The sequence below is a fragment of the Kribbella sp. CA-245084 genome, assembly GCF_050942355.1.
Taxonomy (GTDB): domain Bacteria; phylum Actinomycetota; class Actinomycetes; order Propionibacteriales; family Kribbellaceae; genus Kribbella.
Genome location: NZ_CP192053.1, coordinates 1988757 through 2012547, shown reverse-complemented (window position 1 = coordinate 2012547; position 23791 = coordinate 1988757). Strand labels below are relative to the sequence as shown.

31 protein-coding genes and 1 other RNA gene are annotated in these 23791 nt (G+C 67.0%); 11 read left to right on the top strand and 21 right to left on the bottom strand.

The window, feature by feature from the left end; translation table 11 throughout:
* The first annotated feature begins 233 nt into the window (after positions 1-233).
* Positions 234-644, top strand: coding sequence for a nuclear transport factor 2 family protein (locus tag ACQPYH_RS09845; RefSeq protein ID WP_432889254.1), 411 nt, complete (start codon positions 234-236; stop codon positions 642-644).
* Positions 645-1185: 541 nt separating this feature from the next.
* On the opposite strand, the gene ssrA is transcribed toward ACQPYH_RS09845, so the two are convergent.
* From ssrA to ACQPYH_RS09805, 8 genes are all read right to left on the bottom strand, one after another.
* Positions 1186-1561: a transfer-messenger RNA gene (gene ssrA / locus ACQPYH_RS09840) on the bottom strand.
* Between the two features lie 94 nt (positions 1562-1655).
* Positions 1656-2324 carry a YoaK family protein gene (locus ACQPYH_RS09835; protein ID WP_432889252.1) on the bottom strand — a complete coding sequence of 223 codons (669 nt, stop codon included), beginning with the start codon at positions 2322-2324 and terminating at the stop codon, positions 1656-1658.
* A 16-nt stretch (positions 2325-2340) separates the two neighbouring features.
* Complete coding sequence (locus tag ACQPYH_RS09830; protein WP_432889249.1) at positions 2341-2901, bottom strand: DUF1707 and DUF4870 domain-containing protein; 561 nt, start codon at positions 2899-2901, stop codon at positions 2341-2343.
* Between the two features lie 178 nt (positions 2902-3079).
* The gene (gene smpB / locus ACQPYH_RS09825) at positions 3080-3553 is read right to left on the bottom strand and encodes an SsrA-binding protein SmpB (RefSeq protein WP_432889247.1); all 474 of its coding nucleotides are present in this window, start codon (positions 3551-3553) and stop codon (positions 3080-3082) included.
* Between the two features lie 21 nt (positions 3554-3574).
* On the bottom strand, positions 3575-5014 hold the full coding sequence (locus ACQPYH_RS09820) for a M23 family metallopeptidase (protein ID WP_432889244.1): 1440 nt from the start codon (positions 5012-5014) through the stop codon (positions 3575-3577).
* Positions 5015-5098: 84 nt separating this feature from the next.
* Positions 5099-6010 (bottom strand): permease-like cell division protein FtsX, encoded by a 912-nt coding sequence (gene ftsX / locus ACQPYH_RS09815; RefSeq protein WP_130444831.1) that lies wholly within the window; start codon positions 6008-6010, stop codon positions 5099-5101.
* 19 nt (positions 6011-6029) lie between these two features.
* Positions 6030-6719: a cell division ATP-binding protein FtsE gene (gene ftsE / locus ACQPYH_RS09810; RefSeq protein WP_130444829.1), complete on the bottom strand. Its 690-nt coding sequence runs from the start codon at positions 6717-6719 to the stop codon at positions 6030-6032.
* Positions 6720-6892: 173 nt separating this feature from the next.
* On the bottom strand, positions 6893-7942 hold the full coding sequence (locus ACQPYH_RS09805; RefSeq protein ID WP_432889241.1) for a carbohydrate kinase family protein: 1050 nt from the start codon (positions 7940-7942) through the stop codon (positions 6893-6895).
* A gap of 127 nt (positions 7943-8069) precedes the next feature.
* Here ACQPYH_RS09805 and ACQPYH_RS09800 point away from each other — a divergent pair, with 127 nt between their 5' ends.
* From ACQPYH_RS09800 to ACQPYH_RS09790, 3 genes are all read left to right on the top strand, one after another.
* Positions 8070-8453, top strand: coding sequence for a hypothetical protein (locus ACQPYH_RS09800; protein WP_432889239.1), 384 nt, complete (start codon positions 8070-8072; stop codon positions 8451-8453).
* A complete protein-coding gene (locus ACQPYH_RS09795) occupies positions 8446-8610 on the top strand; it encodes a hypothetical protein (RefSeq protein WP_432889236.1) in 165 nt (54 codons plus the stop codon). Before ACQPYH_RS09800 ends, ACQPYH_RS09795 begins: the two co-directional genes overlap by 8 nt.
* A 93-nt stretch (positions 8611-8703) precedes the next feature.
* Positions 8704-9975, top strand: a complete 1272-nt coding sequence (locus ACQPYH_RS09790; protein WP_432889234.1) for an ABC transporter substrate-binding protein — start codon at positions 8704-8706, stop codon at positions 9973-9975.
* Positions 9976-10032: 57 nt separating this feature from the next.
* Here ACQPYH_RS09790 and ACQPYH_RS09785 read toward each other — a convergent pair whose 3' ends face one another.
* Complete coding sequence (locus tag ACQPYH_RS09785) at positions 10033-10236, bottom strand: cold-shock protein (RefSeq protein WP_432889231.1); 204 nt, start codon at positions 10234-10236, stop codon at positions 10033-10035.
* 231 nt (positions 10237-10467) lie between these two features.
* Between ACQPYH_RS09785 and ACQPYH_RS09780 the strand changes: the two genes are divergently transcribed.
* Positions 10468-10884, top strand: coding sequence for a cytidine deaminase family protein (locus ACQPYH_RS09780; RefSeq protein ID WP_432889228.1), 417 nt, complete (start codon positions 10468-10470; stop codon positions 10882-10884).
* Here ACQPYH_RS09780 and ACQPYH_RS09775 read toward each other — a convergent pair.
* Together ACQPYH_RS09775 and ACQPYH_RS09770 are read right to left on the bottom strand one after the other, a co-directional pair.
* Entirely contained in the window at positions 10871-11203 is a 333-nt protein-coding gene (locus tag ACQPYH_RS09775) for a YciI family protein (RefSeq protein ID WP_432889226.1), read from the bottom strand. The two genes, ACQPYH_RS09780 and ACQPYH_RS09775, sit on opposite strands and share 14 nt — an antisense overlap.
* Positions 11200-11571: a VOC family protein gene (locus tag ACQPYH_RS09770; protein WP_432889223.1), complete on the bottom strand. Its 372-nt coding sequence runs from the start codon at positions 11569-11571 to the stop codon at positions 11200-11202. Before ACQPYH_RS09770 ends, ACQPYH_RS09775 begins: the two co-directional genes overlap by 4 nt.
* A gap of 29 nt (positions 11572-11600) precedes the next feature.
* On the opposite strand from ACQPYH_RS09770, the gene ACQPYH_RS09765 reads away from it, so the two are divergent.
* Positions 11601-12137: a winged helix-turn-helix transcriptional regulator gene (locus ACQPYH_RS09765; protein ID WP_432889222.1), complete on the top strand. Its 537-nt coding sequence runs from the start codon at positions 11601-11603 to the stop codon at positions 12135-12137.
* On the opposite strand, the gene ACQPYH_RS09760 is transcribed toward ACQPYH_RS09765, so the two are convergent.
* From ACQPYH_RS09760 to ACQPYH_RS09725, 8 genes are all read right to left on the bottom strand, one after another.
* Positions 12107-13099 carry a TIGR03842 family LLM class F420-dependent oxidoreductase gene (locus ACQPYH_RS09760; protein ID WP_432889219.1) on the bottom strand — a complete coding sequence of 331 codons (993 nt, stop codon included), beginning with the start codon at positions 13097-13099 and terminating at the stop codon, positions 12107-12109. The two genes, ACQPYH_RS09765 and ACQPYH_RS09760, sit on opposite strands and share 31 nt — an antisense overlap.
* Before the next feature lie 14 nt (positions 13100-13113).
* The gene (gene hydA / locus ACQPYH_RS09755) at positions 13114-14520 is read right to left on the bottom strand and encodes a dihydropyrimidinase (protein WP_432889217.1); all 1407 of its coding nucleotides are present in this window, start codon (positions 14518-14520) and stop codon (positions 13114-13116) included.
* Positions 14521-14531: 11 nt separating this feature from the next.
* A complete protein-coding gene (locus ACQPYH_RS09750; RefSeq protein ID WP_432889215.1) occupies positions 14532-15374 on the bottom strand; it encodes a nitrilase-related carbon-nitrogen hydrolase in 843 nt (280 codons plus the stop codon).
* A 52-nt stretch (positions 15375-15426) separates the two neighbouring features.
* Positions 15427-15834: a hypothetical protein gene (locus ACQPYH_RS09745; RefSeq protein ID WP_432889213.1), complete on the bottom strand. Its 408-nt coding sequence runs from the start codon at positions 15832-15834 to the stop codon at positions 15427-15429.
* Positions 15835-15942: 108 nt separating this feature from the next.
* On the bottom strand, positions 15943-16692 hold the full coding sequence (locus ACQPYH_RS09740; protein WP_432889211.1) for a hypothetical protein: 750 nt from the start codon (positions 16690-16692) through the stop codon (positions 15943-15945).
* Positions 16693-16808: 116 nt separating this feature from the next.
* On the bottom strand, positions 16809-17129 hold the full coding sequence (locus ACQPYH_RS09735) for a hypothetical protein (RefSeq protein WP_432889209.1): 321 nt from the start codon (positions 17127-17129) through the stop codon (positions 16809-16811).
* 101 nt (positions 17130-17230) lie between these two features.
* Entirely contained in the window at positions 17231-17908 is a 678-nt protein-coding gene (locus ACQPYH_RS09730; protein ID WP_432889207.1) for a PhzF family phenazine biosynthesis protein, read from the bottom strand.
* A 16-nt stretch (positions 17909-17924) separates the two neighbouring features.
* The gene (locus tag ACQPYH_RS09725) at positions 17925-18119 is read right to left on the bottom strand and encodes a hypothetical protein (protein WP_350848235.1); all 195 of its coding nucleotides are present in this window, start codon (positions 18117-18119) and stop codon (positions 17925-17927) included.
* A 141-nt stretch (positions 18120-18260) separates the two neighbouring features.
* Here ACQPYH_RS09725 and ACQPYH_RS09720 point away from each other — a divergent pair, with 141 nt between their 5' ends.
* Both ACQPYH_RS09720 and ACQPYH_RS09715 read left to right on the top strand, forming a co-directional pair.
* The gene (locus ACQPYH_RS09720) at positions 18261-18692 is read left to right on the top strand and encodes an SRPBCC family protein (RefSeq protein ID WP_432889205.1); all 432 of its coding nucleotides are present in this window, start codon (positions 18261-18263) and stop codon (positions 18690-18692) included.
* Positions 18667-19215: a TetR/AcrR family transcriptional regulator gene (locus tag ACQPYH_RS09715; RefSeq protein WP_432889203.1), complete on the top strand. Its 549-nt coding sequence runs from the start codon at positions 18667-18669 to the stop codon at positions 19213-19215. The genes ACQPYH_RS09720 and ACQPYH_RS09715 overlap by 26 nt, the downstream gene beginning before the upstream one ends.
* Here ACQPYH_RS09715 and ACQPYH_RS09710 read toward each other — a convergent pair.
* On the bottom strand, positions 19196-20338 hold the full coding sequence (locus ACQPYH_RS09710) for a serpin family protein (RefSeq protein WP_432889201.1): 1143 nt from the start codon (positions 20336-20338) through the stop codon (positions 19196-19198). The two genes, ACQPYH_RS09715 and ACQPYH_RS09710, sit on opposite strands and share 20 nt — an antisense overlap.
* Positions 20339-20500: 162 nt before the next feature.
* On the opposite strand from ACQPYH_RS09710, the gene ACQPYH_RS09705 reads away from it, so the two are divergent.
* Genes ACQPYH_RS09705 through ACQPYH_RS09695 form a run of 3 tightly spaced genes read left to right on the top strand, consistent with a single transcriptional unit; the run spans position 20501 to position 22829 of the window.
* Positions 20501-21472 (top strand): permease, encoded by a 972-nt coding sequence (locus tag ACQPYH_RS09705; protein WP_432889199.1) that lies wholly within the window; start codon positions 20501-20503, stop codon positions 21470-21472.
* Positions 21469-22146, top strand: a complete 678-nt coding sequence (locus ACQPYH_RS09700; protein WP_432889198.1) for a TIGR03943 family putative permease subunit — start codon at positions 21469-21471, stop codon at positions 22144-22146. The genes ACQPYH_RS09705 and ACQPYH_RS09700 overlap by 4 nt, the downstream gene beginning before the upstream one ends.
* Before the next feature lie 38 nt (positions 22147-22184).
* Entirely contained in the window at positions 22185-22829 is a 645-nt protein-coding gene (locus ACQPYH_RS09695; RefSeq protein ID WP_432889196.1) for a flavin reductase family protein, read from the top strand.
* On the opposite strand, the gene ACQPYH_RS09690 is transcribed toward ACQPYH_RS09695, so the two are convergent.
* Positions 22818-23720 carry an EamA family transporter gene (locus tag ACQPYH_RS09690; RefSeq protein WP_432889194.1) on the bottom strand — a complete coding sequence of 301 codons (903 nt, stop codon included), beginning with the start codon at positions 23718-23720 and terminating at the stop codon, positions 22818-22820. The genes ACQPYH_RS09695 and ACQPYH_RS09690 overlap by 12 nt on opposite strands.
* Positions 23721-23791 lie beyond the last annotated feature (71 nt).

Below are 23791 nucleotides of genomic sequence, written 5' to 3'. Positions count from 1 at the left end.
ACAGAGCGCGACCGGACAACGACAACAGCGCGTCGCAAGAATTCGCTCGACTAGGCACCCGTTTCCGCGTGCGGCCGGCCGGTTCCCATCCGCCGTCGGAGGGTCTATAGCTGTAGGGAGGGACGTGGTCCCGGGGGAAGGCTTTCGCCGTGGTGCCGTTGGCATCCGGGCCGATCCGACACTGCGCAACTGGGGTGAACAGCGCCCCCGGCCGCGCGACAGGGGAGGCTCTCATGGCGAGCATGAACGACAACATCAAGACGGTCGAGGCCATCTACGACGCATTCGGCCGCGCCGACGTCGGCTTCATCGTCGACCAACTCACCGACGACGTCGACTGGTCGTCCGTCTCGGAACTGCCGATCGCGCCCTGGCACGGCGCCCGCCACGGCACGGCCGAGGTCCAGACCTTCTTCCAGCAACTGGCCGAGACGATCACCGTCACCGAGTTCACACCACTGTCGTTCGCCTCCAACGACACCGACGTGATGACCATCGTCCGCTTCAGCTCAACCAGCATCCGAACCGGCAAGTCCGGCACGATGGAGCTACACCACTGGTGGCGCTTCCGCGACGGCAAGGTCTACCACTACCGAGGCACCGAAGACACCGCCCTAGCCGCCCAACTACTCACCGACGACTAACGCGCAACAAGCTGCGGTAACAGCTGTCGGCCGAACCACGATGTCCACCCCGAGACGGGGACGCCATGGGAAGCGTCGACGGACTGAACCTTGCCGCGGCTGCGATGAACACGCGCAAGACCGCAAACTGATCGGAGCCCAGAACCTGCAGCCTGGCCGCGCAGGTAGAACTACTCGGGGCTGTCGCAACCGAGCTGGCACGCTCAAACCAGCTGGCCCAGGAAGCCAACCAGCACGCCATCGCCCTGGTCAACGAGCAACTCCGGACGAATCAGCTACTACAGGCACTCCTAGCCAAGCAGTGACGCCAGCGCACCGCACGGCGGCCGAGCTGACGGCCCGAAGGGAACGTCGGAGTCACTCGTCCGGGATGAATGCTGTCCCGGACGAGCGGCTGCGCCACACCCAGGAGCCGAGCGCAGCGAAGGCGCAGGGGGTGCGGGTGGCGGAGCCCCCGCTTGCGGCAAGCGCAGCGCAGCCGCACAACACGACGAAGGCGACGCGGCCTGCGCTTTCCGCAGGCACACGTCGCCTATCGCCTTCGTGGAGGTGGCGGGAATCGAACCCGCGTCCTTCGGCGGGGTTTCAAGACTTCTCCGGGCGCAGTCTGAATGGCGCTTTTCTCAGCCCCAGCGTTTGTACAGACATCTCGCTGACAGGCTCAGTCACTGTAAATGTCCCGTGTTAACCCCGTGACCGGGCTAACACAGCAAGCTTCCTAGCTGAGGCCAGGAACCGGGTCGGAAGCATCCCCGGGCTGACCGCTACTTTAGTGCTCGGCCGTCAGGCGGCGAGAGCGTAGCTAGTGCGCGTTTTATTGGCACTTATTGGTTTCCAGAGATCGTTAACGAGATAACCCTGGATCCTCGGCCCGCTTCCCTTGGAACCAACGTCCAAAGTCGAAACCGTTCACCCCCTGTTGAGTTGTCAAACTCCCACCGCCCCGGAGGGTGGTGGAAGATCCACACTATCAAGTCCAACGGACCGACCGCATCCGACATTCCCCAGGCGTCAGTCCGCGGGTGCCACCAGGAAGATCACCGCGGCCGCGCAGACGACGGCCCCGGCCAGCGCGATCACCCACCCAGTGGTGGACCGAAGCAGCAAAGCACCTACTGCGGCCCCGGCCAGCATCGCCGCGATCGAGCCCAGCCGGCGGTACGGTGACGCGGAGCGCCCGCTCCCGAGCACGCTGTCCGCGGCCAACCCGGTCAGAGTCAGCGTGAGCACCGTAGTCGTCATGTCACGCGGCGCGACGTGTCGAACGGTCGCGTTCTGCAGGCCGAAGCAGGCTGCGAGCGCGGCGATCAGCAGGTACGACGTCCCGCCCGACTCCCGCAGTACGCCGACGCCGACCAGCAGCCCGCACAACCACAGCACGACTGCCTGCGTCCCGAAGGCGATCCCCAGCCACCGCCGAGGTCGCGCCTCGAGTACCCGAGCCGCCCGTCCCCCGCCCAGCGACCCGAGCACGAACCCCACCACCGCGACCACCGGCGGTCCGAACCGGAACCCCGAATCCGGCGCCACCGCGAACCCGAGGAACACCACGTTCCCCGTCATGTTCGCGACGAAGGTATGCCCGAGCTTCAGATAGCTCACCGCGTCGATCAGCCCCGTCGCCGCGGTCAACCCCAGGAACGCCCCGACCTCCCACCGCACCCCGACCGGAACGCTCACGCAGAAAGCGTAGGGCTTACTTGATCAGCCGGAGCGTGAACGGGTAGCGGAACTTCCCGGTGGCTGCGGTGGCCAGGCCGCCGATGCCGGTCAGCAAGAACCAGAGGATGCCGAGGATGGGGAACAGGAACCCGAAGAAGCCGTGAGTGAACCCGGTGATGATGCCGAGGGCGGCGAACGCGCCGACGGCGGTCAGCTGGAAGTTCAGGGCCTCGACGGCGTGGCGGCGTACGGCGGGGTTCTTCTGGCCGGTGGTTGCGACCACGATGGCCGGACCGACGAAGAAGGTCGGGTACCCGAGCCAGTGGGCGACCGTGCCCATGCCGCGGCCGTCACCCCGGTACTGCTGGATCGGCGCAGGACGGGTGAAGGCGGCCGGCGCGAACGTCGGGACCGGCCGGGCGACCAGGCCGTCGAACGTGCTGTTCAGCTCCGCGCGGGTGCGGGCCTTCAGGGCCTTCTCGAGCCGGAGGTCGAACTCCATGTGGTCGAGCCGGCCGTCGGCGTACATCTCTTTCAGGATCTCGACTGCGCGGTCCCGTTGGGCCGGCGTCACCAGCAGGTCTGAAGTGGACATGCTTCCACTCTGCGTGCAGCCGGCCGTTCACCCCATCGGGTTCAGCCCCGAACAGCCCCTGACCGAACCCCACCTGAGCTCCGGGCCGGGCGCCGCCGCCCCGCACCCTGCTCTTCCTGCTTGAGCGTATCCGCTTCCATCAGTTCGCCGGCGGCGTTGTCCACAGGCGAACCGCCGGTCAGGGGCGGTGGCGGTCGGAGAGGGCTCGTTGGGCTTCGCGGTTGGCTTGGCGTTCGGCCAGGGCGTGGCGTTTGTCGTAGTCCTTCTTGCCTCGGCCGGTTGCGAGCTCGACCTTCACGTAGCCGTCCTTGAAGTACAGCGAGAGCGGGATCAGCGACACACCCTGCTGCTCGACCTCGTGGATCAGCTTCTGCACCTCGTCCTTGTGCAGCAGCAGTTTCCGCGCACGGCGCGGCTCGTGGTTGGTCCACGTGCCGTGCTTGTACTCCGGGATGTGCATGCCTTGCAGCCACAGCTCGTTACCGCGGACGGCGGCGAACGCGTCGACGAGGGAGGCCCGGCCCTGCCGGAGGGACTTGACCTCGGTCCCCGTCAGCACCAGCCCGGCCTCCACCACGTCCTCGATGTGGTAGTCGTGTCGCGCCTTCCGGTTCTGCGCGATCGGCTTCTGCTGGCCGGTCTGTTTCACCATCCGACCAGTATCTCAGACCGCCTAGAGCCACTTCATGGGGTTAATGACGTTGCCGTCCTGGTAGACCATGAAGTGCAAGTGACAGCCGGTGGAGTACCCAGTCGTCCCGGACCAGGCGATGATCTCGCCTCGCCGCACCCGCTCGCCGACATGGGCCTTGTACTTCGACAGGTGGTTGTAGACGGTCGTGATCGACCGGCCGTCCATCACGCCGTGTGAGACGAACAGCCGGTTCCCGTAGCCGCCGTTGTAGTACTTGTCCGTCACCACCCCGTCGGCCGCGGCGCGCACCGGCGTACCGCAGGGGGCGCGGAAGTCAGTGCCGTCGTGCAGCTTCCAGTAGTGCAGGACCGGGTGGAAGCGCATCCCGTACGGCGAGGTGATGTAGCTGCTCACCGGGTAGCTCAGCCGTCCGTCGCCCGAGCCGCCCGGGTCCGGGATGTTCCGCGGCGGCCGGTGCTCCTTGCGCGCCTTCTCCCGCTCGGCCTTCTCAGCTGCTGCCTTCCGGCGCGCGGCCGCCGCCTTCTCGGCCTTCGCCCGCGCGATCAGCACCTGCTCGACCCGCGCCCGCTCCCGCAGCAGCGAGTTGTACTGCGCCAGCTCGCTGTTCTTCTCCTTCTCGGCGGCCTTGAACGCGACCAGCTTGACCTTCGCGACCGCCGCTGCCTCGGCCTTGTCGGCCGCGACCTGCTTGGTCAGCTCGGTGACCCGCTGTACCGTCGCCGCCGCCTCGGCCCGAGCGGCCTCGGACGCCTTCTCCGCGGCCGCCACCTTGACCCGACGGCTGGCGAGCTCCGCCTGCGCGTTGTTCAGGTTGGTGATCGCGTTGCTCTGGATGCCGAACACGTTCCGCTGGATCTGCATCCCGGTGGCGATATCGGCAGGCGCGGCGCCGCGCAGTGCGATCGACAGCCCGACCAGGCTGTTCTGCTGCTGGTACGCCGACCGTACGGCGCGACCGGCGACGGCCCGCTTCTCCGCGATCAGCCTCTCGCCGGCCTCGACGTCGGACACCGCCGTACGCAGCGCCGCCTCGGCCGCGGCAAGCTTGCCCGCGGCAACCGCATCGGCGGCCTTCGCAGCGGCCAGCTGGCCCTGCGCGGCGGCGTACCGGACCTGGACGGCCTGGTACTTCGTCTCGGCTTGGTTGTACGCGGCAACGGACTTGCCGAGCTGGTCGGATGCGTCGTCGAGATCGGCCTTCTGCTGGCCGAGCTGCGCGTCGAGCTGTTTCTTCTTGGCGGCTGGATCCGGCGGTTTCGCCTCTGCCGGTGCAGAGGGAACCGCCGCCAGGACTCCGGCGGACAGGGACAGGACAAGGCAGCATGCGGCAACCACCGTCTGCCGGCCCGGCGGTCGCGTGCGTGATCGCTGGTACGGCGTGGTGGAGGTGCCGGTGCTGTCGTCTCGCTTGATGCTCCCCCGCTCGCGCGGGTTCGCACCGGGGAAGTGCGGGACCACAGGTCGACCCCTTGCTCTGGGTTCAGTTGTGCGTAACAGGAGTGACTGCTGTTACTCCTGTTAACGCACGATAAGGCACCCGGGTCAGACTTTGAGGTATTTCCGCGTCGTCAGGAATGTCGGGATGACGGCCAGGATCAGGCCGACCACGACCATGATCAGGGTCGCGCGGAAGGTTTCGGTCGCGCCGACCCACTGCCAGACCCGGAACGTCTCCTGGGCCCGCTGCATGACAACGAAGTACACCCCGACCCACAAGGTGCCGCAGGCAAAGACCGCGCCCACCAGGGCCGCCAGCACCGCTTCCAGCAGGAACGGCAGCTGGATGTAGAAGTTCGAGGCGCCCACCAGGCGCATGATGCCTATCTCCCGTCTCCGGGCGTACGCCGCCAACCGGATCGTGTTGGAGATCTGCATCAGGGCAGCGACCAGCAGCAGTCCGGCCGCTATCAGCGCGCCGACTTGCAGCCCATTGAGGGCCTTGAACAACGGATCGAGGTACTGCCTGAGGTCCTGGACCGTGTCGACGCCTGGTAAGCCGCTGACCGCACTCACCAGGTTCTGATATCGCTGTGGATCCTTCAGCTTGACCCGGAAGGACTCCTGCATCTGGTCCTGCGTGACCGTGCTGACGATCGGCGAGTCCTTGTACAGCTTCTTGAACGACTCGAACGCTTCGGACTTCGACTCCGAGAAGACGCCGTCGGGCGCGGTGTCGGGGTTGGTCTGGATGACCTGCTGGATCCGGTTCTTCTGCTCCTGGGTCACCTCGGTGCCGGCGCACCCGCGGCCGCCGGAGTCCTTGGTGCACAGGAACACCGAGATCTGGATCTTGTCGTACCAGTTCCCCTTCATCAGGTCGACCTGCTCGCGGGCGAGCAGCGCGCTGCCGAACAGTGACAGCGAGACCCAGATGGTGACGACGACCGCGATCGTCATCGACATGTTCCGCTTCAGGCCGATCCCGAGGTCGGACAGGATGTAGTTCAAGCGCATCAGTCAGTCAGTCCCCTGGTCAGTGCTGGTAGCCGTAGACGCCGCGCGACTCGTCGCGGACGACGTGGCCGTTCTCCAGCTCGATCACGCGCTTGCGCATCTGGTCGACGATCGACACGTCGTGGGTGGCCATCACCACGGTGGTCCCGGTGCGGTTGATCCGGTCCAGCAGCTTCATGATGCCGACCGACGTACCGGGGTCGAGGTTTCCGGTCGGCTCGTCGGCGATCAGGATCATCGGCCGGTTCACGAACGCGCGGGCGATCGCCACCCGCTGCTGCTCACCGCCGGACAGCTCGTCCGGCATCCGGTCTTCCTTGCCGTCCAGGCCGACCAGCTCGAGCACCTCGGGCACGGTCTTGCGGATGTGCGAGCGCGGCTTGCCGATCACCTGCAGCGCGAACGCCACGTTCTCCGCGACGGTCTTGTTCGGCAGCAGCCGGAAGTCCTGGAACACGGTCCCGATCTGGCGGCGCATCTGCGGGATCCGCCAGCTGGCCAGCCGGTTCAGGTCCTTGCCGGCGACCATGATGTGACCGCGGGTGGTCCGGTGCTCACGCAGTACCAGGCGCAGGAACGTCGACTTGCCGGACCCGGAGGTGCCGACCAGGAAGACGAACTCGCCTTTCTCGATCTCGACGTTGACGTTCAGCAGAGCGGCCTTGGACTGGCCCTCATACGTCTTGGACACATTCTCGAAGCGGATCACGGGTTCATCCGGCCGTGGTCGGGAACAGGAAGCGGCGCGACGGTAACCACGAAGTGCACCGTACGCCACCGGAGCGGCCGGCGATCAGTCTAGGCGTTCCCGGGCGTGCCGCCGACCAGGCCTGCCGGTCCGTACGGCCGCGTCCGATACCCGGTGCGTTTGAAACGGTCGTGTCAGGCGTCCGACTGGCGCGCGATGGTTGCCGACGCCCGGCGAACGATCGGGACCGGCCCCTCGGGGAGCACGTCACCGATGAACGTGTAGTGCTCGAGGACGGCCGGGTCGACCTCGCCGGGGCGGTGCCGGGTGTGGTCGCGGACCCAGTCGATGATGTCGCCCCATCCCGGCGCCGCGAGCGATCCGCCGAAGTGCTGGACCGACAGCCCGGCACAAAGGTTGCCGAAAGCAAGCCGATGGGCCAGCGGCCAGCCGCGGAGCGTGCCGAGGACGAGCGACGCGAGGAAGACATCGCCGGCGCCGGTCGGGTCGTACGAGCGGACCGGCAGCGCCGGCACCTGCTCCTCCTCACCGGTCGTCGAGTCGATCGCGAGTACGCCGTCCGCGCCGTTCGTCACGACCGCGAGCGGCACCCGATCGGCCAGCTTGTGCAGCGCGGCCTTCGGCGTGTCGGTCCGCGTGTACGACATCGCCTCGGTCGCGTTCGGCGTGAAGGCGTAAAACCCTTCCAGTACGTCGAGAACGGCCGGGGACCACTCGTCCGTGGGGTCCCAGCCGACATCACCGAACAGCAGCGCGCCGGACTCCCGCGCCTCGACGGTCCAGCCGGGCAACTCGTCGGCGACCGGCACGATCGCGGACCGTGTCTTCAGGCCGGGACCGACCAGTTTGCTCGGATCGCCGGGCGCCTCGTGGGCGTGCGTGACCATCGCCCGGTCCCGGTCGATCGACATCGAGACGGTGACGGGCGAGTGCCAGTGGCCGATCCGGCGCGAGTGGGACAGGTCCACGCCCTCCTGGTCGGCCAGGGTCCGCCAGCAGAAATCGGCGTACACGTCGTCGCCGAAGACGGCGGCCAGGCCGCTCTTCAGGCCGAGCCGCGCGGCCGCGATCGCGAAGTTCGCGACGCCGCCCGGGCAGGAGCCCATTCCCTCCGCGAAGATCTCGGTCCCGGTGGTCGGGGCGGTTTCCAGGCCGGTCATCACGATGTCGTAGAACACGGTCCCTTGTACGAACACGTCGTACATCTCGGGTTCGTCGGTCACGGTGACACCGCTCCTTGTCATCCTGGGTCAGCTCTGTCGGTTCTGTCGGTGTTTGTCGGGGGCGGGTGGAATGCTCCTTCGTAACATCATCAACCGGTCAACACCATGCAATTGGGAGGCGCGTGAGGTGATCCCCACCTGGATCTCGATCGTCGGCGTCGTGATGACGGTGCTCAGTCCGCTGCTCGCGCTCGGCGGCGTCTTCCTCGGGTCGTACCTGGTCCGCAAGTCCGATCGCGAGCTCGACACCTGGCGGCACCGTGAGGAGACCATGCGGATGGTCCGCTGGGCGGTCGAGCAGATCCTCGACGGCGCGGACAACGCGGGCACGGACGCCGGTGTGGTGACGCTGCGTTCCCTGATGCGGTCGGAGTTGTTACAGCCTGAGGATTACGACCTGGTCGCCGCGCTGACTGCCGCGGTAGCGATCGACCGCGTCGGCGCAGCCGCGTACGCTGATATTGCGGATGCTGATATCGAGGTCGTCGAGGGAGACAGTGACAATGGCTGAGAAGAGGACCGTGAAGGTCTCCCGCCAGGCTGTCGAGCTGGCCCGGTTGCATGTCGAAGCTGCCCGCAAGGCCGGCCGCAAACCCGATGCCGGCGTCGCCCGGATCGCGAGTGCCCGCCCGGACAACGGCGCAGGTGCTGCGCCGGCCCCTGCCTGATCCCTGGAATTACCGTCTTGGACGCCCCGCCGCCGACGTAGAGTCAGCGGATGCGCACGGGCTGTGGGACCGTGCGGGACTGGAGACGGCGTGATGAGCGGTGGGATCAGCAGGCGGAGCGTGCTGGGGTTCGGGGCCGGGCTGGCGGCGATGGCCGTCGCCGGATGTGGTTCCAACAGCGGACGGCCCTCGAGTAGCGGCAGCGGCGAGAAACCGACGCTCCAGCAGTGGTACCACCAGTACGGCGAAGCGGGCACGCAGCAGGCGGTCGAGAAGTACGCGAAGGCCTATCCGGACGCGACCGTGACGATCCAGTGGTCGCCGGGCGACTACGAGAAGAAGGCCTCGACCGCGCTGCTCACCAACCAGGGACCGGACACGTTCGAGTACCCGAACGGTCCGACGATCGACATGATCAAGAGCGGCCAGGTCGTCGACCTCAGCGGCATCCTGGGTGACGCCAAGGACGACTTCAACGCAGCTCTGGTCGAGCGGATGTCGTACCAGGGCAAGCTGTACGCGATCCCGCAGGTGATCGACATGCAGCTGATGGTCTATCGCAAGAGCATGCTGACCGCGGCCGGCGTACAGCCGCCGCAGACCGTCGACGAACTGCTGGCGGCCGCGAAGAAGCTGACCAACGACAAGGTGAAGGGGCTGTTCGTCGGCAACGACGGCGGCGTCGGCGTGCTGGGCGGACCGGCGCTGTGGTCGGCCGGGCTCGACTATCTGACGCCCGACAACCAGTTCGGGTTCGACGACCCGCTCGCCGCCGAGTCGCTGAGCAAGCTGCGCGAGCTCTGGACCTCGAAGGCTCTGTTGCTCGGGGCACCGACCGACTGGTCCGACCCGTCCGCGTTCACGCAAGGGCTGACCGCGATGCAGTTCACCGGGCTGTGGACGCTGCCCGTGATCGAGAAGGCGTTGCCGGGCGACTACGGCGTACTCCCCTGGCCGAAGCTCAACGCGACCACCGGCAAGGCGAGCGTGCCGGTCGGTGGGTACGGCGCGTGCGTGAACGCGAAGTCGAAGAACATCGACGCGGCGAAGAAGTACATCAAGTGGTTGTGGGTCGACCAGACCGACGACCAGCTCGACTTCGCGCAGTCGTACGGCTTCCACGTCCCGGCCCGCAAGAGCCTGGCCACCAAGGCCGACAAGCTCAAGTCCGGCCCGGCCGCCGACGCGGTCAAGCTGCTCAACGAGAACGGCCACCCGCAGAACCCGATGCTGTGGTCGCCGAAGGCCAGTACGGCGTACTCCGACGCGCTGAACCGGATCATCCGCAGCGGAGCCGACCCGGCGGCCGAGATCAAGAAGGTCCGCACCGTCACCGAGGCGGAGCTGAAACGCATCGCGGGCTGACGAACGGCCGCGGCCCCCCACCATCCGGTGAGGGGCCGCGGCTGTGCCGACTCGGACTCAGACGATCTTGACGTTCTCCGCCTGCTGACCCTTCGGGCCCTGGGCGATGTCGAACTCGACCCGCTGATTCTCGTCGAGGCTACGGAAACCGTCGGTCTGGATGGTGGAGTAGTGGACGAACACGTCCGCTCCGCCCCCGTCGACGGTGATGAAGCCGAAACCCTTCTCGGCGTTGAACCATTTCACAGATCCCTGTGCCATGTTGTTGCTCCTTTTCCTGAGATGGGCGCACCGCGGTCGCGGCAGGCCCGGCCGTTCGTCGCACCGGCGGCACACCATCTCTCGCAAGGAAAGATCGAGATCAACCACAGCTACTGAAAACTAGACCTGGCACATCAAACCACGCCCCCGCACGGTTCATTCCCCCAGCCCCGACGATCACGACCTCACCAGCACCCGCGCGCCGCCCCGCGGGCGTGGCAGGGTGGGCGCATGCTCTCCCTGCAATCGCTGACCGACGACGACCGCGAGCTGATCGAGCTGGCCCGTCGTACGGTCGACGCGAACACCGACGGACCCGACGGCGTCTACACGATGGGCGCCGCGGTCCGCGGTATCGACGGCCGGATGTACGCCGGCATCAACCTCTACCACTTCACCGGCGGCCCCTGCGCCGAACTGGTTGCCCTCGGCCACGCCCGCGCATCAGGCGCCCGCGAGCTGACGACAATCGTGGCTGTAGGCAACGAAGGCCGCGGCGTCGTCGGCCCGTGCGGCCGGGACCGCCAGGTCCTGGTCGACTACCACCCAGGCATCCGCGTCATCCTGCCGACCGAGGACGGCCCGAGATCCGTCCTCGCCACTGACCTGCTCCCCGGCGCCTACCGCTGGACGCCTAACCCAAGCTGATCTCGCCGTCGCGGAACCACCACGTCAGCACCTCGGCCTCCAGCATGCCCGCCTGTACCGCTGGGTCCTCGGCTGCGTGTTTGAGGGTCTCCTCGATGCCGGTGCGGTAGACGCACAGACCCCGCAGTACCTGGTCGTCGTGATCGCGGAACGGGCCGGCCGCGCCCATCACGCCGGCTGCGCGCTTGCCGTCGAGGAAGTCCAGGTGAGCCTGCTGGATCCGGTCGGCCTCGTCGTCGGTGAAGTCCGTCGGAGTCGCCGGACGGCGGAGCAGGACCAGCGTCAGGGCCTCCATGCCCGGGCGCGGCGGCGTGCTCACACCAGTCTCTCGGCGAGCATGAAGGTGTTGCCGTCCGGGTCGTAGAAGGTTGCGAGGCGGACTTCGTCGGCGATCTGTCTCGTTTCGCCGTCGAAGCGGGTGCCCAGCGACTCCAGGTGTCCGCGGGACTTGTCGATGTCGCGGACGCCGAACGTGACCACGACCCCGCCGTCGGTCTTCGGGTCCTCGACCTGGCCGAGGCCGATCGAGATCCCGGGCAACGGTGTACTCAACTCGGCCCAGCCCCAGGACTCCAGCCGGTGTACGACCTCGAAGCCGAGCGCCTGCTCGTACCACTGCACGGCTCGCTCCAGGTCGGAAACGTCCAGCGCACAGACCGCGCGCCCGTCGTACTCGATCCCGCCCATAGTCCTGTTTTTATACTAAGCTTACTTTCGTGTCAACGCTTGCCCGCCTGGTCCATTTCCGCTGGGCCGTCCCGGTGCTGGCCGAGCTCCACCGCGGCCACGGCGGCCGCTTCGTGAACCTCAGCCACGCCCTGGGCGTAAGCCGCGAGTCGCTCCGCCGAACGCTGGCCTTCCTCATCGAGACCGGCCTGATCCAGCGCAACCCGGGCAAAGGGCACCCGCTGCGCCCGGAGTACCTGCTGAGCGACCCGCGACTCGGCGCGGACGCCGCCGTACTCACCGACGTCCTGGAGGACCTGGGCGTCACCGACGTGGGCCTGAAGAAGTGGTCACTCCCGACCCTCACCTTGCTGGTCGGCGAACGACGCTTCTCGGAGATTCGCCGCGCCCTGCCCGACGTCACGCCGCGCGCGCTGACACTGACGCTCAAAGATCTCGAGGCAGCCGGCCTGATCAGCCGCACCGTCACCGACGACTACCCGCCCGCAACCGTCTACCGCGCCACCACCCCGGGCCTGCAACTGGCGCACGCGGCTCAGAAGGTCGGAATGACGTCCTTGCCGTAGGCGGCGAGGGTTTCTTCCTTGGCATCGTGCTGGAGGTAGAGCGCGAACTGGTCTACGCCGAGGTCCTTCAGTTGGTTCAGGCGGGCGAGGTGGTTCTCTACCGGGCCGAGGATGCAGAAGCGGTCGACGACCTCGTCCGGGACGAAGGTGGTGTGGGTGTTGCCGGCGCGGCCGTGTTCGGCGTAGTCGTAGCCCTTGCGGCCTTCGATGTAGTCGGTCAGCGCCTTCGGCACGGCGCCGCTGGACCCGTAGCGCTCCACGATGTCCGCGACGTGATTGCCGACCATGCCGCCGAACCAGCGGGTCTGTTCGCGCTGATGATCAAGGTCGTCGCCGACGTACGCCGGGGCCGCGACGCAGAACTTGATCGCCATCGGATCGCGGCCCGCCTGCTCCGCGGCCCGCCGTACCGCGGTGATCATCCACTCGGCGATATCGGGATCCGCCAACTGCAGGATGTAGCCGTCACCGACCTCCCCCGTCGCGGCCAACGCGCGCGGACCGTACGCGGCGACCCACACGTCCAGCGCACCGTTGTCGACCCACGCGAACTTCAGTTGCTGCCCGCGATACTCGACGGTCTCGCCGCGGGCCAACGCGCGTACGACCTCGACGCACTGCTTCAGCTCGGCGATCGTTCCGGGCTTCGCGCCGAGCGTGCGCAGGGCGGAGTCGCCACGACCGATCCCGCAGATCGTCCGGTTGCCGAACATCTCGTTCAGCGTGGCGAACTGGGACGCGATCACGGTCCAGTCCCGCGTCCCCGGGTTCGTCACCATCGGCCCGACGATCACCCGCTGGGTGGTGGCCAGGATCCGGCTGTAGATGACGAACGGCTCCTGCCACAGCAGATGCGAGTCGAACGTCCACACGTAGTCGAACCCGGCGTCCTCCGCCTTCCGGGCCAGCTCCACGACCGCGGACGCGGGCGGATCACACTGGAACACCACACCGAAATCCACGATCTCCCCCTTACTTACATCAGATACGACGAGAGACCACGCTTCAGGAACTTCCCCCGGCCCTTGCGGCCATGGTAGTTGCCGTCAGCCACGATCACCTCGCCGCGCGAGATCACTGTGCCCACCCGGCCCTGGATCTCGACCCCCTCGTACGCCGAGTAGTCCATGTTCATGTGATGCGTCTCGACCCCGATCCGCGTCGTACCGTTCGGGTCATAGATCACCAGGTCGGCGTCCGAACCGGGCTGGACGATGCCCTTCTGCGGGTACAGCCCGAACATCCGGGCCGGCGTCGTCGCGATCGTCTCCACCCAGCGCTCGAGCGAGATGTTGCCGTCGACAACACCCTGGAAGATCAGGTCGACGCGATGCTCGACGCCGCCGATACCGTTCGGGATCTTGGAGAAGTCACCGATGCCCATCTCCTTCTGATCCTTCATACAGAACGGGCAGTGGTCGGTCGACACGATCGCGAGATCGTTGCTGCGCAGGCCCTTCCACAGGTCGCGGGCGTGCGACTCGTGCTTACTGCGCAACGGCGTCGAGCAGACCCACTTCGCACCTTCGAACCCAGGCGCCCCGAGCTGATCCTCCAACGTCAGATACAGGTACTGCGGACACGTCTCCGCGAACACATTGCGCCCGAGGTCCCGCGCCTCGGCAACCTTCGCCAGCGCCTGACTCGCGGACAGGTGGACGATGTACAGCGGGCAGTCCTGCGCGACCTCGGCCAGCGCGATGGCACGGTTGGTGGCCTCGGCCTCCAATGCGGCCGGGCGGGTGATGCCGTGGTAGATCGGATCCGTCTCGCCGCGTTCCAGAGCCTGCTGGACGAGGACGTCGATCGCGATGCCGTTCTCCGCGTGCATCATGATCATCGCGCCGTTGGCCCGCGCGGTCTGCATCGCCCGCAGGATCTGCCCGTCGTCGGAGTAGAAGACGCCCGGGTAGGCCATGAACAGCTTGAAGCTGGTGATGCCCTCGTCGGCGACCAGCTGATCCATCGCCTTCAGCGCGTCGGTGTCGACGCCGCCGAGGATCATGTGGAACGCGTAGTCGATATGGCATTCGCCCTCGGTCTTCGCGTGCCACGCCGCCAGCCCGTCCTGCACGACCTCGCCGGTCCGCTGGATCGCGAAGTCGATGATCGTCGTGGTCCCGCCGTACGCCGCGGCGCGGGTCCCGGTGTCGAACGTGTCGCTGGCCGACGTACCGCCGAACGGCATCTCCATATGCGTGTGCGCGTCGATCCCGCCCGGGATCACGTACTTGCCGGAGGCATCGATCACCTCGTCGGCGGTGACCGTCGGCGTGAACGACGGATCGAGGACGGCGACGATCTTCTCGCCCTCGACCAGCACGTCCGCGACCCGTGTCCCGGTCGGTCCGACGACCGTTCCACCCTTGACGAGCAAAGACATGTGCGTCCCCCTTAAGGCTTCGTCAGGTCTCCGTAGGCGTCCGGGCGGCGATCGCGGTAGAACTGCCAGCGGTCCCGGACGGTGTCGAGCAGTCCGAGGTCCAGATCGCGGATGATCAGTTCCGGATCGTGGTCATGGCCGACGTCGCCGACGAACTTGCCCTCGGGGTCGACGAAGTACGACGTGCCGTAGAAGTCGTTCTCGCCGAACTCGGACTCGATCCCGACCCGGTTGATCGCGCCGATGAAGTACTCGTTCGCGACCGCGCTCGCGGGTTGCTCCAGCTTCCACAGGTACGCCGAGAGCCCGCGACTCGTCGCCGACGGGTTGAAGACGATCTTCGCGCCGGCCAGGCCGAGCGCGCGCCAGCCCTCCGGGAAGTGCCGGTCGTAGCAGATGTAGACGCCGATCCGCCCGACCGCGGTGTCGAAGATCGGGTACCCGAGGTTACCCGGCCGGAAGTAGAACTTCTCCCAGAAGCCCTTCACCTGCGGGATGTGGTTCTTCCGGTACTTGCCCAGATAGGTGCCGTCGGCATCGATCACGGCGGCGGTGTTGTACAGCACGCCCGGCTGCTCCTGCTCGTACACCGGGAGCACCATCACCATCCCGAGCTCCTGCGCCAGCGCGGCGAACCGCTCGGTCGTCGGGCCCGGCACGGACTCGGCGTACTCGTAGTACTCGGCGTCCTGCTTCTGACAGAAGTACGGTCCGTAGAACAGCTCCTGGAAACAGATCACCTTCGCATCCGCCGCGGCCGCCTGCCGCGCGTAGTCCTCGTGCGCCTTGATCATGGACTCTTTGTCACCGGTCCACGCCGTCTGCACCAAAGCCGCCCTGACAACGTCCGCCACAAGACCTCCCCAAGTAGCCGAGCACTCATCCTCCATCCGACCCGACAGAGAGTCAACGAGCCCGCAGCGCCTCAGCGGCATCGAGACCGGCGGCAGTCAGGTCATCCGTCACCTTGTGCACGAACACACGCACGGACCGCTCCACCTCGGTCCAGGACACCGGATCGCCGATGTCAGACACGAAGACCGAGCCGAAAACCCAGCCCGCTCCCTCTCGTCGGACAGTAAGCGCCCCCAATTCCTCAAAGGACATCGAATCGAACACGAAGTCCAGTCGATCAGGCTGATCCAGCCACCTCAACAGACCCCATGCCAACTCGACCACCGGAAATGAGCGTTCCTCATACACAAGCCGCTCACCGTCCACCACCCGGAAGTCCGCATCCACCGCGACCAGAACGTCCCCCTGCCTCGTCCCCTGAAGCTCGCTCACATCGAGCATTCCGTAAGTCAGCAGCATGGCCTCTCACTTTCAATCGGCGGATCTCATCCACGTCGTGGGACACGCGATGCGCGGTTCAGACATTCAGCGTCAGTGAGCTCCAGCCGGCCGTTATAACGTGGTTGACTACTTTCGCTCGGTCATGAGGTTCTGGATCTCTTCGACGCTGGGGCGATAGTGCCGCCGGCTCTGCATTCGCAACTCCCGGAGTTCGGGAAGATCGGCGATCGGGCTCAGGTCCCCGTCCATGATTCTCGTAGAGCCGTACAAGAAGAGATCCTGCAGTTTCGTCAGCGCACGCAGTGGTTCAGCGCTCGAGAAGCTCGCTCCGTCACTCAGGTTGAGAACCTCGAGGTCACCACACGTTGCAATGTCGTCGAGCGTCGTCACCTTCTTGCAGGCTTCAAGATGTAGTTCACGCAGAATTGCCCCACGGACCGCGCCGGTGTCAGAGAGCCGCCCAGCGAGATAGATGCCGAGATGCCGAAGGGCCGCGAGGCCGGGCAGGCCGTCGAGCGACGTCAAACGCGGCCGATCCTTCATTACCAGAGTCTCGAGGCCGGCAGCCGACGCGAGTACCGACAGGTCGTCCTCCGTGTATCGCCGCACGAACAGTCGCACGAGATGAACCGCAAAGCCGAACGTCTGCCTGATCTGGCCCCAGTCCGCCCCGACCTCGGTCAGCCCGGGCAGGCGTTCGAGATCAACGGTCAACGCAGGATCCACAGTCAGGCTCATGCTTCTCAACGTCGATGCAAGGCTGTAGATCGGATCCAGCGACTGCAGGCGCCGATCGATGACTACCAGGTTCCGCACTGGCAGGCCGTCGAGAAATCGGAGGTCGGGCGTGTCGAAACCAAGGGCATGGTTCAGCACCAGGGTGCCGGCGCCTTGGTCGACGAACGCCGCGCCGGCCTCGTCCGACCACGGCCCAGTGACCACGATCTCGATGGTCCCATCCGGTCGCGACCCAACCGCAAAGGGAGCCGTGCTCATTGCACGACCTCTCCCCCACCGAGCATCGCGTCCAGGCGCCGATAGATCGCCGTGTACTGATCGCTGGAGAACACCGGCGGTTTCCAATCCACGGCCTCGAAATGCCGAAGGGCAGCCTCAGGTATGAAAATCCCGTACTCGCGTACGTATTCAGCCCCGTCCAACCGCCAGTAATACACCCCGTCGGAGGCGATCGCGGAGCCACCACTCACCCCGAACCGGCCGCCGATGAGATCCGTTGTGAACTCCATCCAGGCCAGGAAGACCGGGCATCCGGCAAGATAGTCCGCGACCATCGCTCGCAAGTCCGTCGCCATGACAACCGACCTGTCGAGACCCTCAGGCGACCACCCACTTCCCCGAGGGCCAGGCGCCAACGAGCCAAGCGGCTGCAGCTCGCCCGCCATCGACTCTGGCATCAAAGTCTCCCGGTGCGCTGGGTTCCGATTCGGACGTGGCCGCCGACGGTGGCGTGGGTTGGGGGTTCGTGGGTTGTGTAGAGGTGGGAGCCGGTGCCTTGGATGATGTGGAGGTTGCGGGCTAGTTGGGCGGTTAGTTGGGTTACGGCGGAGCCGGTTGCCTCGTCTTCAACGACGCCCATGGCGGGGGCGAAGGCTCTCGCTCGGATGACGGCGTTGGGCTCGTCTTGCCAGGACCAGAGGTAGGTGTGGCCGGCGTCGTACGTCGTGGGGTCGGCTGCCAGGACCGCCTCGGGTGAGGCGAGTTGGTGCCACTCCCAGGTGCTGCCCCAGGTTGTGTCGGCGCGGACGGAGAAGAGGTCGTCGCTGCGGGTGACGGGGATGGGGCCGGCGGGGACGTGGAGGGTGTCGACCGGCTGGCCGGTCGAGTGAAGCCAGGCGGCGGCGCCGACGGTTGGGTGGCCGGCGAAGGGCATCTCGCCGGTGGCGGAGTAGATGCGGAGCGTGCCGGTCGCCGCGTCGTCGACGTACACGGTCTCGCTGTAGCCGAGGTCGGCGGCGAGCCGTTGCCGATCCGCAGGTGGGACGAGGCGGCCGTCGACGATGCCCAGGGGGTTGCCGAACCGGCCGTCCGGGTCGGTGAAGACGTGGACGACCTCGACGGTCAGAGCGGTCACATCAGGTCTGGTCAGGTCAGAGAACTGCGATTGCGGCGATCACCGCGATCAGCAGCACCGCCGCACCGATGACGGCGAGCACGCGGCCGTTGATCTTCGGATCGCGGGTCGTCTCGGTCGAGCCCTCGTTGACGAACGCGCGGAACATCTGCGTGTTCGCGCCCGGGTCCTGCTCGTTCTCGACGTTCTGCGGGACGTTCTGGTCAGCCATGGCCACAGACCCTACCTGTACTGCGGACTCCCACCACTGACCAAGGGTCTGGTTTTACCCGCCTCTCACGCTCAGTGCGACCTCCGCGCACGCTCGGCGGAGCAGTTGGTCAGTGCTGCAGGTCCATGTACCATTTGGTACATGCGCTTCGATCATTCCAGCACGATCCAGGCCTCGCCAGAGCGGGTCTGGGAGGTTTTCAGCGACGTCGAGCGGTGGCCCGACTGGACCCCGACCGTCGATTCCGTCGAGCGGCTCGACGCGGGCCGCATCCACATCGGCGCCCGCACCCGCATCCGCCAGCCCAAGCTCCCGGTCGCCGTCTGGGAGGTGACCGAACTGAAGGACGGCGAGTACTTCGAATGGGTCTCCAGCGCCCCGGGGATCAAGACCACCGGCGGCCACCGGGTGATCAGTACGCCGGAAGGCACGGTCGCGACCGCGACGATCATCCAGGAAGGTCCGCTCGGCTGGCTCTTCGGCCGGCTGTACGCGGGCCTGACCAAGCGCTACATCGCCACCGAGACGGCCAAGTTGAAGGAGATCAGTGAGTCGCGACAGTCTGCTGGCTGACGCGGTCGACCATTTCGCCCGGAACGGGATCGGCGACGCCAGCCTGCGCAGTATCGCGACCTCGGTCGGCACCAGTCACCGGATGCTGATCTACCACTTCGGCTCGCGCGAGGGGCTGCTTGCCGAGGTGGTCCGCACGGTCGAGCAGCAACAGCGCGACCTGCTGGCCGAGGTGCTGGCCACCGATCTCCCGATCGCGGAGCAGAGCGAGCTGTTCTGGCGCCGGGTGACCGAGGCGGCGCTGATCTACGGTCCGCTGTTCTTCGAGCTCAGCGCGCACGCGATGCAGGACCTGCCGCACACCGAGTCGCTCAAGGCGGACCTGATCAACGTCTGGTTGCCGCCGTTGATCGAGCTGTGTATCCGCGCGGGCCTCCCGGCGCACGAGGCACCGGCGTACGCGCGGCTCGGTCTGGCGGCGTCGCGCGGTCTGCTGTTCGATCTGCTGCTGACCGGCGATCGCGCGGGCGTCGACGAGGCGTCCGCGCTGCTCAACCGGCTGTTCAGTCTCCCGGTTGAGTAGGCGTCTCCACCCAGCCGGCCACGATCGGCAGCCGCGACTCCCGCAGTACGGCGGTGAACGCGAACGGCCTGTCCAGCGCGAGCTCGAGCCGGCGCTGCTTGGTCGTGATCATCGCGGCGCGGGTCATCGCCATCGCGGTCACGGCCGCGGCCTCGAACCCGGTCGCGAAGAAGCGCGCGAGCACCTTCTGCTTCGCTTGCCCGACGCGCAGCGGGGTCGGGCTGAGCGCGCTGAAATGGCCGTGATCGCCGGGATCCGACGTGACGGCGGTCAGGCCGAACAACTCGCGTGACTGCATCAGGTCGTGCTCGACCTCGACACTGAACGACGGCAACGCCACCTTCAGATCCGGCCGCGCGGAAGTCGTCTGCCCGATCCGCAATCCCGGGCCCGGCTCGTCGTCGTCGATCAACCGACTGCCTGGTACGCCGTCGTTCGGGTGGGCAGCTGCTTCGAGCAGGCCAGCAAGTACGTCGTCATCGCCGATGCCCAGAAGCACATCGACATCGGCATCACCCTGCACGGTGACAACGGTCAGGTCGCCGTACCGTCGTACGGCGTCCAGGTCTGAGTCGACGCGCTCCAGCCAGTGCCACGAACCTGCCCACGGGCCGCTCGGCACGTGGCGCACCTGCTCGGTGAACGGGCGGACCCAGGTCGTGCGCAGCAGCAGGGCCGACGCGAGCACGAGGAGTACGTCGGGGTCGAGCTCGAGCGGCATCTCGCGGATCAGGTCGTCGGTGTGCTCGGCGGCCCACGCGTCGAGCTTCGGCTTGTCCACCGCGGGGTTGCCGGTGAGCATGCCGACGAGCGGCGCCGGCATCACGGCATCGAACGACTCCGCGAGCTTCAACTGCTCACTCACCCACACACCGAGCGCAGCGTGCAGGTCGGCGGAGTCTTCGATCGCCTCGATCAGCCGGATCGCGTCGGTCGAACCCGTCGCCGCGTCCACCCCGGCGGCCGCAGCAAGTTCGCTCCGACCCGGCTCATCCGCACCGGTCGCGAGGAGCGCGAGCAGCGGCCACAACCCGAGGCCGGACACAACCGTGTTGCCCGCCGGGAGACTGCGCGCCCAGCGAGTGGTGAGGTCAGTGACTGCGCGCACCACGTCGGGATTCATACCCACCACACTGCCACGCCCGGATCCCCAGGCCATCACAATCGCTGACGACCACGCCTGTGCAGGCGGCCGGCCGAGGCCGGCGGGCCGTTGTGATGGCCCGGAGATCCGGCCTCTTGATGTTGATTTTCATTTCCGGCGGAACTCTGCCAGCATTCCCGCATGGCAACGGCCAAGGAGGAGACCTCGGGGTCTTCGATCGCGTTCACCGCGACGTTGATCCTCCTGGTCGGTACGGCGCTGTTCGGGCGGCGGATCTTCTCCGGCTGGTTCACCGCGGACGGGATCCGCACCTGGGCGACGATGTTCGTCGGCGTGACCGTGCAGGCGATGCCGTTCCTGGTCCTCGGCGTGCTGCTCTCGGCCGCGCTGACCGCGTTCGTTCCGGCATCGTTCTTCGCCAAGGCACTGCCCAAGAACCCTGCCCTCGCGGTGCCGGTGGCCAGCGCGTCCGGCGTCGTCCTGCCGGGCTGCGAGTGTGCGTCGGTGCCCGTGTCGGCCGCCCTGATGAACCGGGGCGTCACGCCGGCCGCGGCGATCGCCTTCCTGCTGTCCGCGCCCGCGATCAACCCGGTCGTGCTCACATCGACAGCGGTCGCGTTTCCCGGGCAACCGAAGGTGGTGGTCGCTCGCGCGGTGACCTCGCTCGCGGTGTCGATGGTCCTCGGCTGGCTGTATTTGCTGACCGGTAAGGGGATGAAGCCGCCCAAGAACCGGCATGCGCACGACGCGGGCAAGTTCGACGTGTTCCGCTCGGCGATGCTGCACGACTTCCTGCACGCCGGCGGGTTCCTGGTCATCGGCGCAGCCGCCGCGGCCACGCTCAACGTCGTCGTACCCCGGACCTGGCTGGATCACGTCGCCGGGAATCTGCTGCTGTCGGTCGTCATCCTCGGACTGCTCGCCGTGCTGCTGGCCATCTGTTCCGAGGCGGATGCGTTCGTCGCGGCGAGCTTGTCGCAGTTCTCGCTCACGGCGCGGCTCGCGTTCATGGTGGTCGGGCCGATCGTCGACGTGAAGCTGATCGCGTTGCAGACCGGGACGTTCGGGCCGAAGTTCGCCGTACGGTTCGCGCCGGCAACCTTCGTCGTCGCATTAACCGCCAGTCTGCTCGTCGGGTGGTGGTTGCTGTGAAGCGGAGCGTCGCCGGGCTCGTGATGGTGTTCGTCGGAGCGGCGGTGATGCAACTCGCCACATCCGGGACGTACCTCCGCTACGTCAAGCCGGGCATGCGGTGGATGCTGCTGGCGGCCGGGCTGATCCTGATCGCTCTCGCCATCACCGACGTACTGGTCAAGACCCGCGAGGACCACGACCACGGCCTGCCGCGGACGGCCTGGCTACTACTCATCCCGATCTTCGCGCTGCTCGTTGTCGACCCGCCTGCGCTCGGCGCCGACGCCGCCCAGCGGCAGTCGCCAGTCGCGGCGAAACCGGCTCAGCCTCAAGGCACGTCGTGGCTGGGCGGGAACACAAGCGGACCCACGACTCTCGCGGTGCGCGACTACGCCGAGTGGGCGGTGTGGGAGCAGGACAGCATGCAGGGCTACTCGTTCCGGCTCACCGGCTTCGTCACGCCGGCGAAGAACGGCGTCTGGTACGTGACTCGCATCGGCCTGACCTGCTGCGTCGCGGACGGTACGGCGTACATGGTCGAGGCCCGCGGGCAGGTCGCACCGCCGAAGAACCAGTGGGTCACCATCACCGGCCAATGGGCCCAGCCGACCAGACGGGTTGACGGCGACGTCGCCGCGCTGACCGTCGAGACAATCACCCCGACGACGGCGCCGGTCAATCCGTACGAGTAGTCCCCTCACACATCTGGGCTCCAAGCCGTTCCATTCGCATGAAGCGAACTGTCGAGCCCAAGGTCTTGTACTTCGGTACGCCGGTTGTCCTGATCAGCTCCCTCAACCCCGACGGCACTACGAACCTCGCCCCGATGTCGTCGGCCTGGTGGCTCGGATACACCGCGATGTTGGGCATGGGGACCAGCGCCCAGACCGTGAAGAACCTCGTCGAGCGGCCGGAGATCGTCCTCAACCTGGTCGACCCGGACATGGTCGCGGCGCTCGACCGGATCGCCTTGCTGACCGGGTCGCAGGAGATGTCCGACGCGAAGCGGGCACGCGGGTACCGGTACGAGCCGGACAAGTTCGCCGCGGCCGGGCTGACCCGCGAGCCGAGCGAGCTGTCCGACGTGCATTCCGTCGTCGAGAGCCCGATCAACCTCGAGGGCCGGATCGTGGCGATCAACGAGATCGGCGGGCCGGACTCGCACCTGTGCTCGCTGGAGATGAAGGTCGAGCGCGTGCGGGTCCGCGAGGACCTCCTGATGAGCAACGACCGCTACATCGACCCGCTGCGGTGGGATCCACTGATCATGAAGTTCACCGAGTACTTCGCCGGCGGCAGCCCGGCGTACGCGTCCTCGCTCGCCCGCGGCTGGCAGATGCCGCCGATGCCGATCCCCGTCGGATCAGGCGACTGACGTCAGCTCCGGATCGCCGGACTCCACCGCGCGCGGGGTCCGGCGCCGGATGACCGTGCAGGCCATACCGCCGATCACCAGCACCGCGGCGATCCCCTGCTGCAGCCCGACGGCCTCGCCGCGCAGTACCCACGCGGCCGACATCCCGACGATCGGCACGAGCAGCGAGAACGGCGCGACCGTGCTCGCGTCGTACTGCCGGAGCAGGTAGCCCCACACCCCGAAGCCGAACAGCGTCGCTCCGAAGGCGAGGTAGGCGATCGCGCCGATGCCGCTGAGGTTGAGGTCGCGCAGCGCGTCGACATCGGCCTGCGGTCCTTCGGTGATCAGCGACAGGATCAGCAGCGGTACGACGGCGACCGCGCTCACCCAGACCATGAAGCGCAGCGTGTCCGGCGGCTTGGCGTACCGGGTGATTGTGTTCGACACACCCCAGAAGCCGGCCGCCACGATGACGAGAACGAGCGCGCCGAGCGGTGCCGACAGCTTGCGGTCGAGCACGATCAACGCGATCCCGACGCAGGCGATCACGATGCCGGCGAGCTGCGCCGGCCGCGGGCGTTCCCGCAGTACGGCGATCGCGAACAGGACCGTGAAGATCACCTGCGCCTGCAGTACGAGCGACGACAGACCGGCCGGTACGCCGTGATCCATCGCGATGAACAGCAGACCGAACTTCGCCACGCCGAGCGCGAGCCCGACGCCGACGACGTACCGCCACGGGACGCGGGGTTTGCCGAGCAGGAAGATCGCCGGCACGGCGGCGAAGAAGAACCGCAGGGCGGACAGCAGGAGCGGCGGCACACCCTCCAGGCCGACCTCGATGATGACGAAGTTGATGCCCCAGACAACGACGACGGCGAGTGCGAGGAGCAGGTCACGAGGCTTCATACGGTCCAGTGTGGGTGGCGGTACACTTAAGGACCAGCACCGATTTCTACCGCCTTCAATGTAGGAGTGCT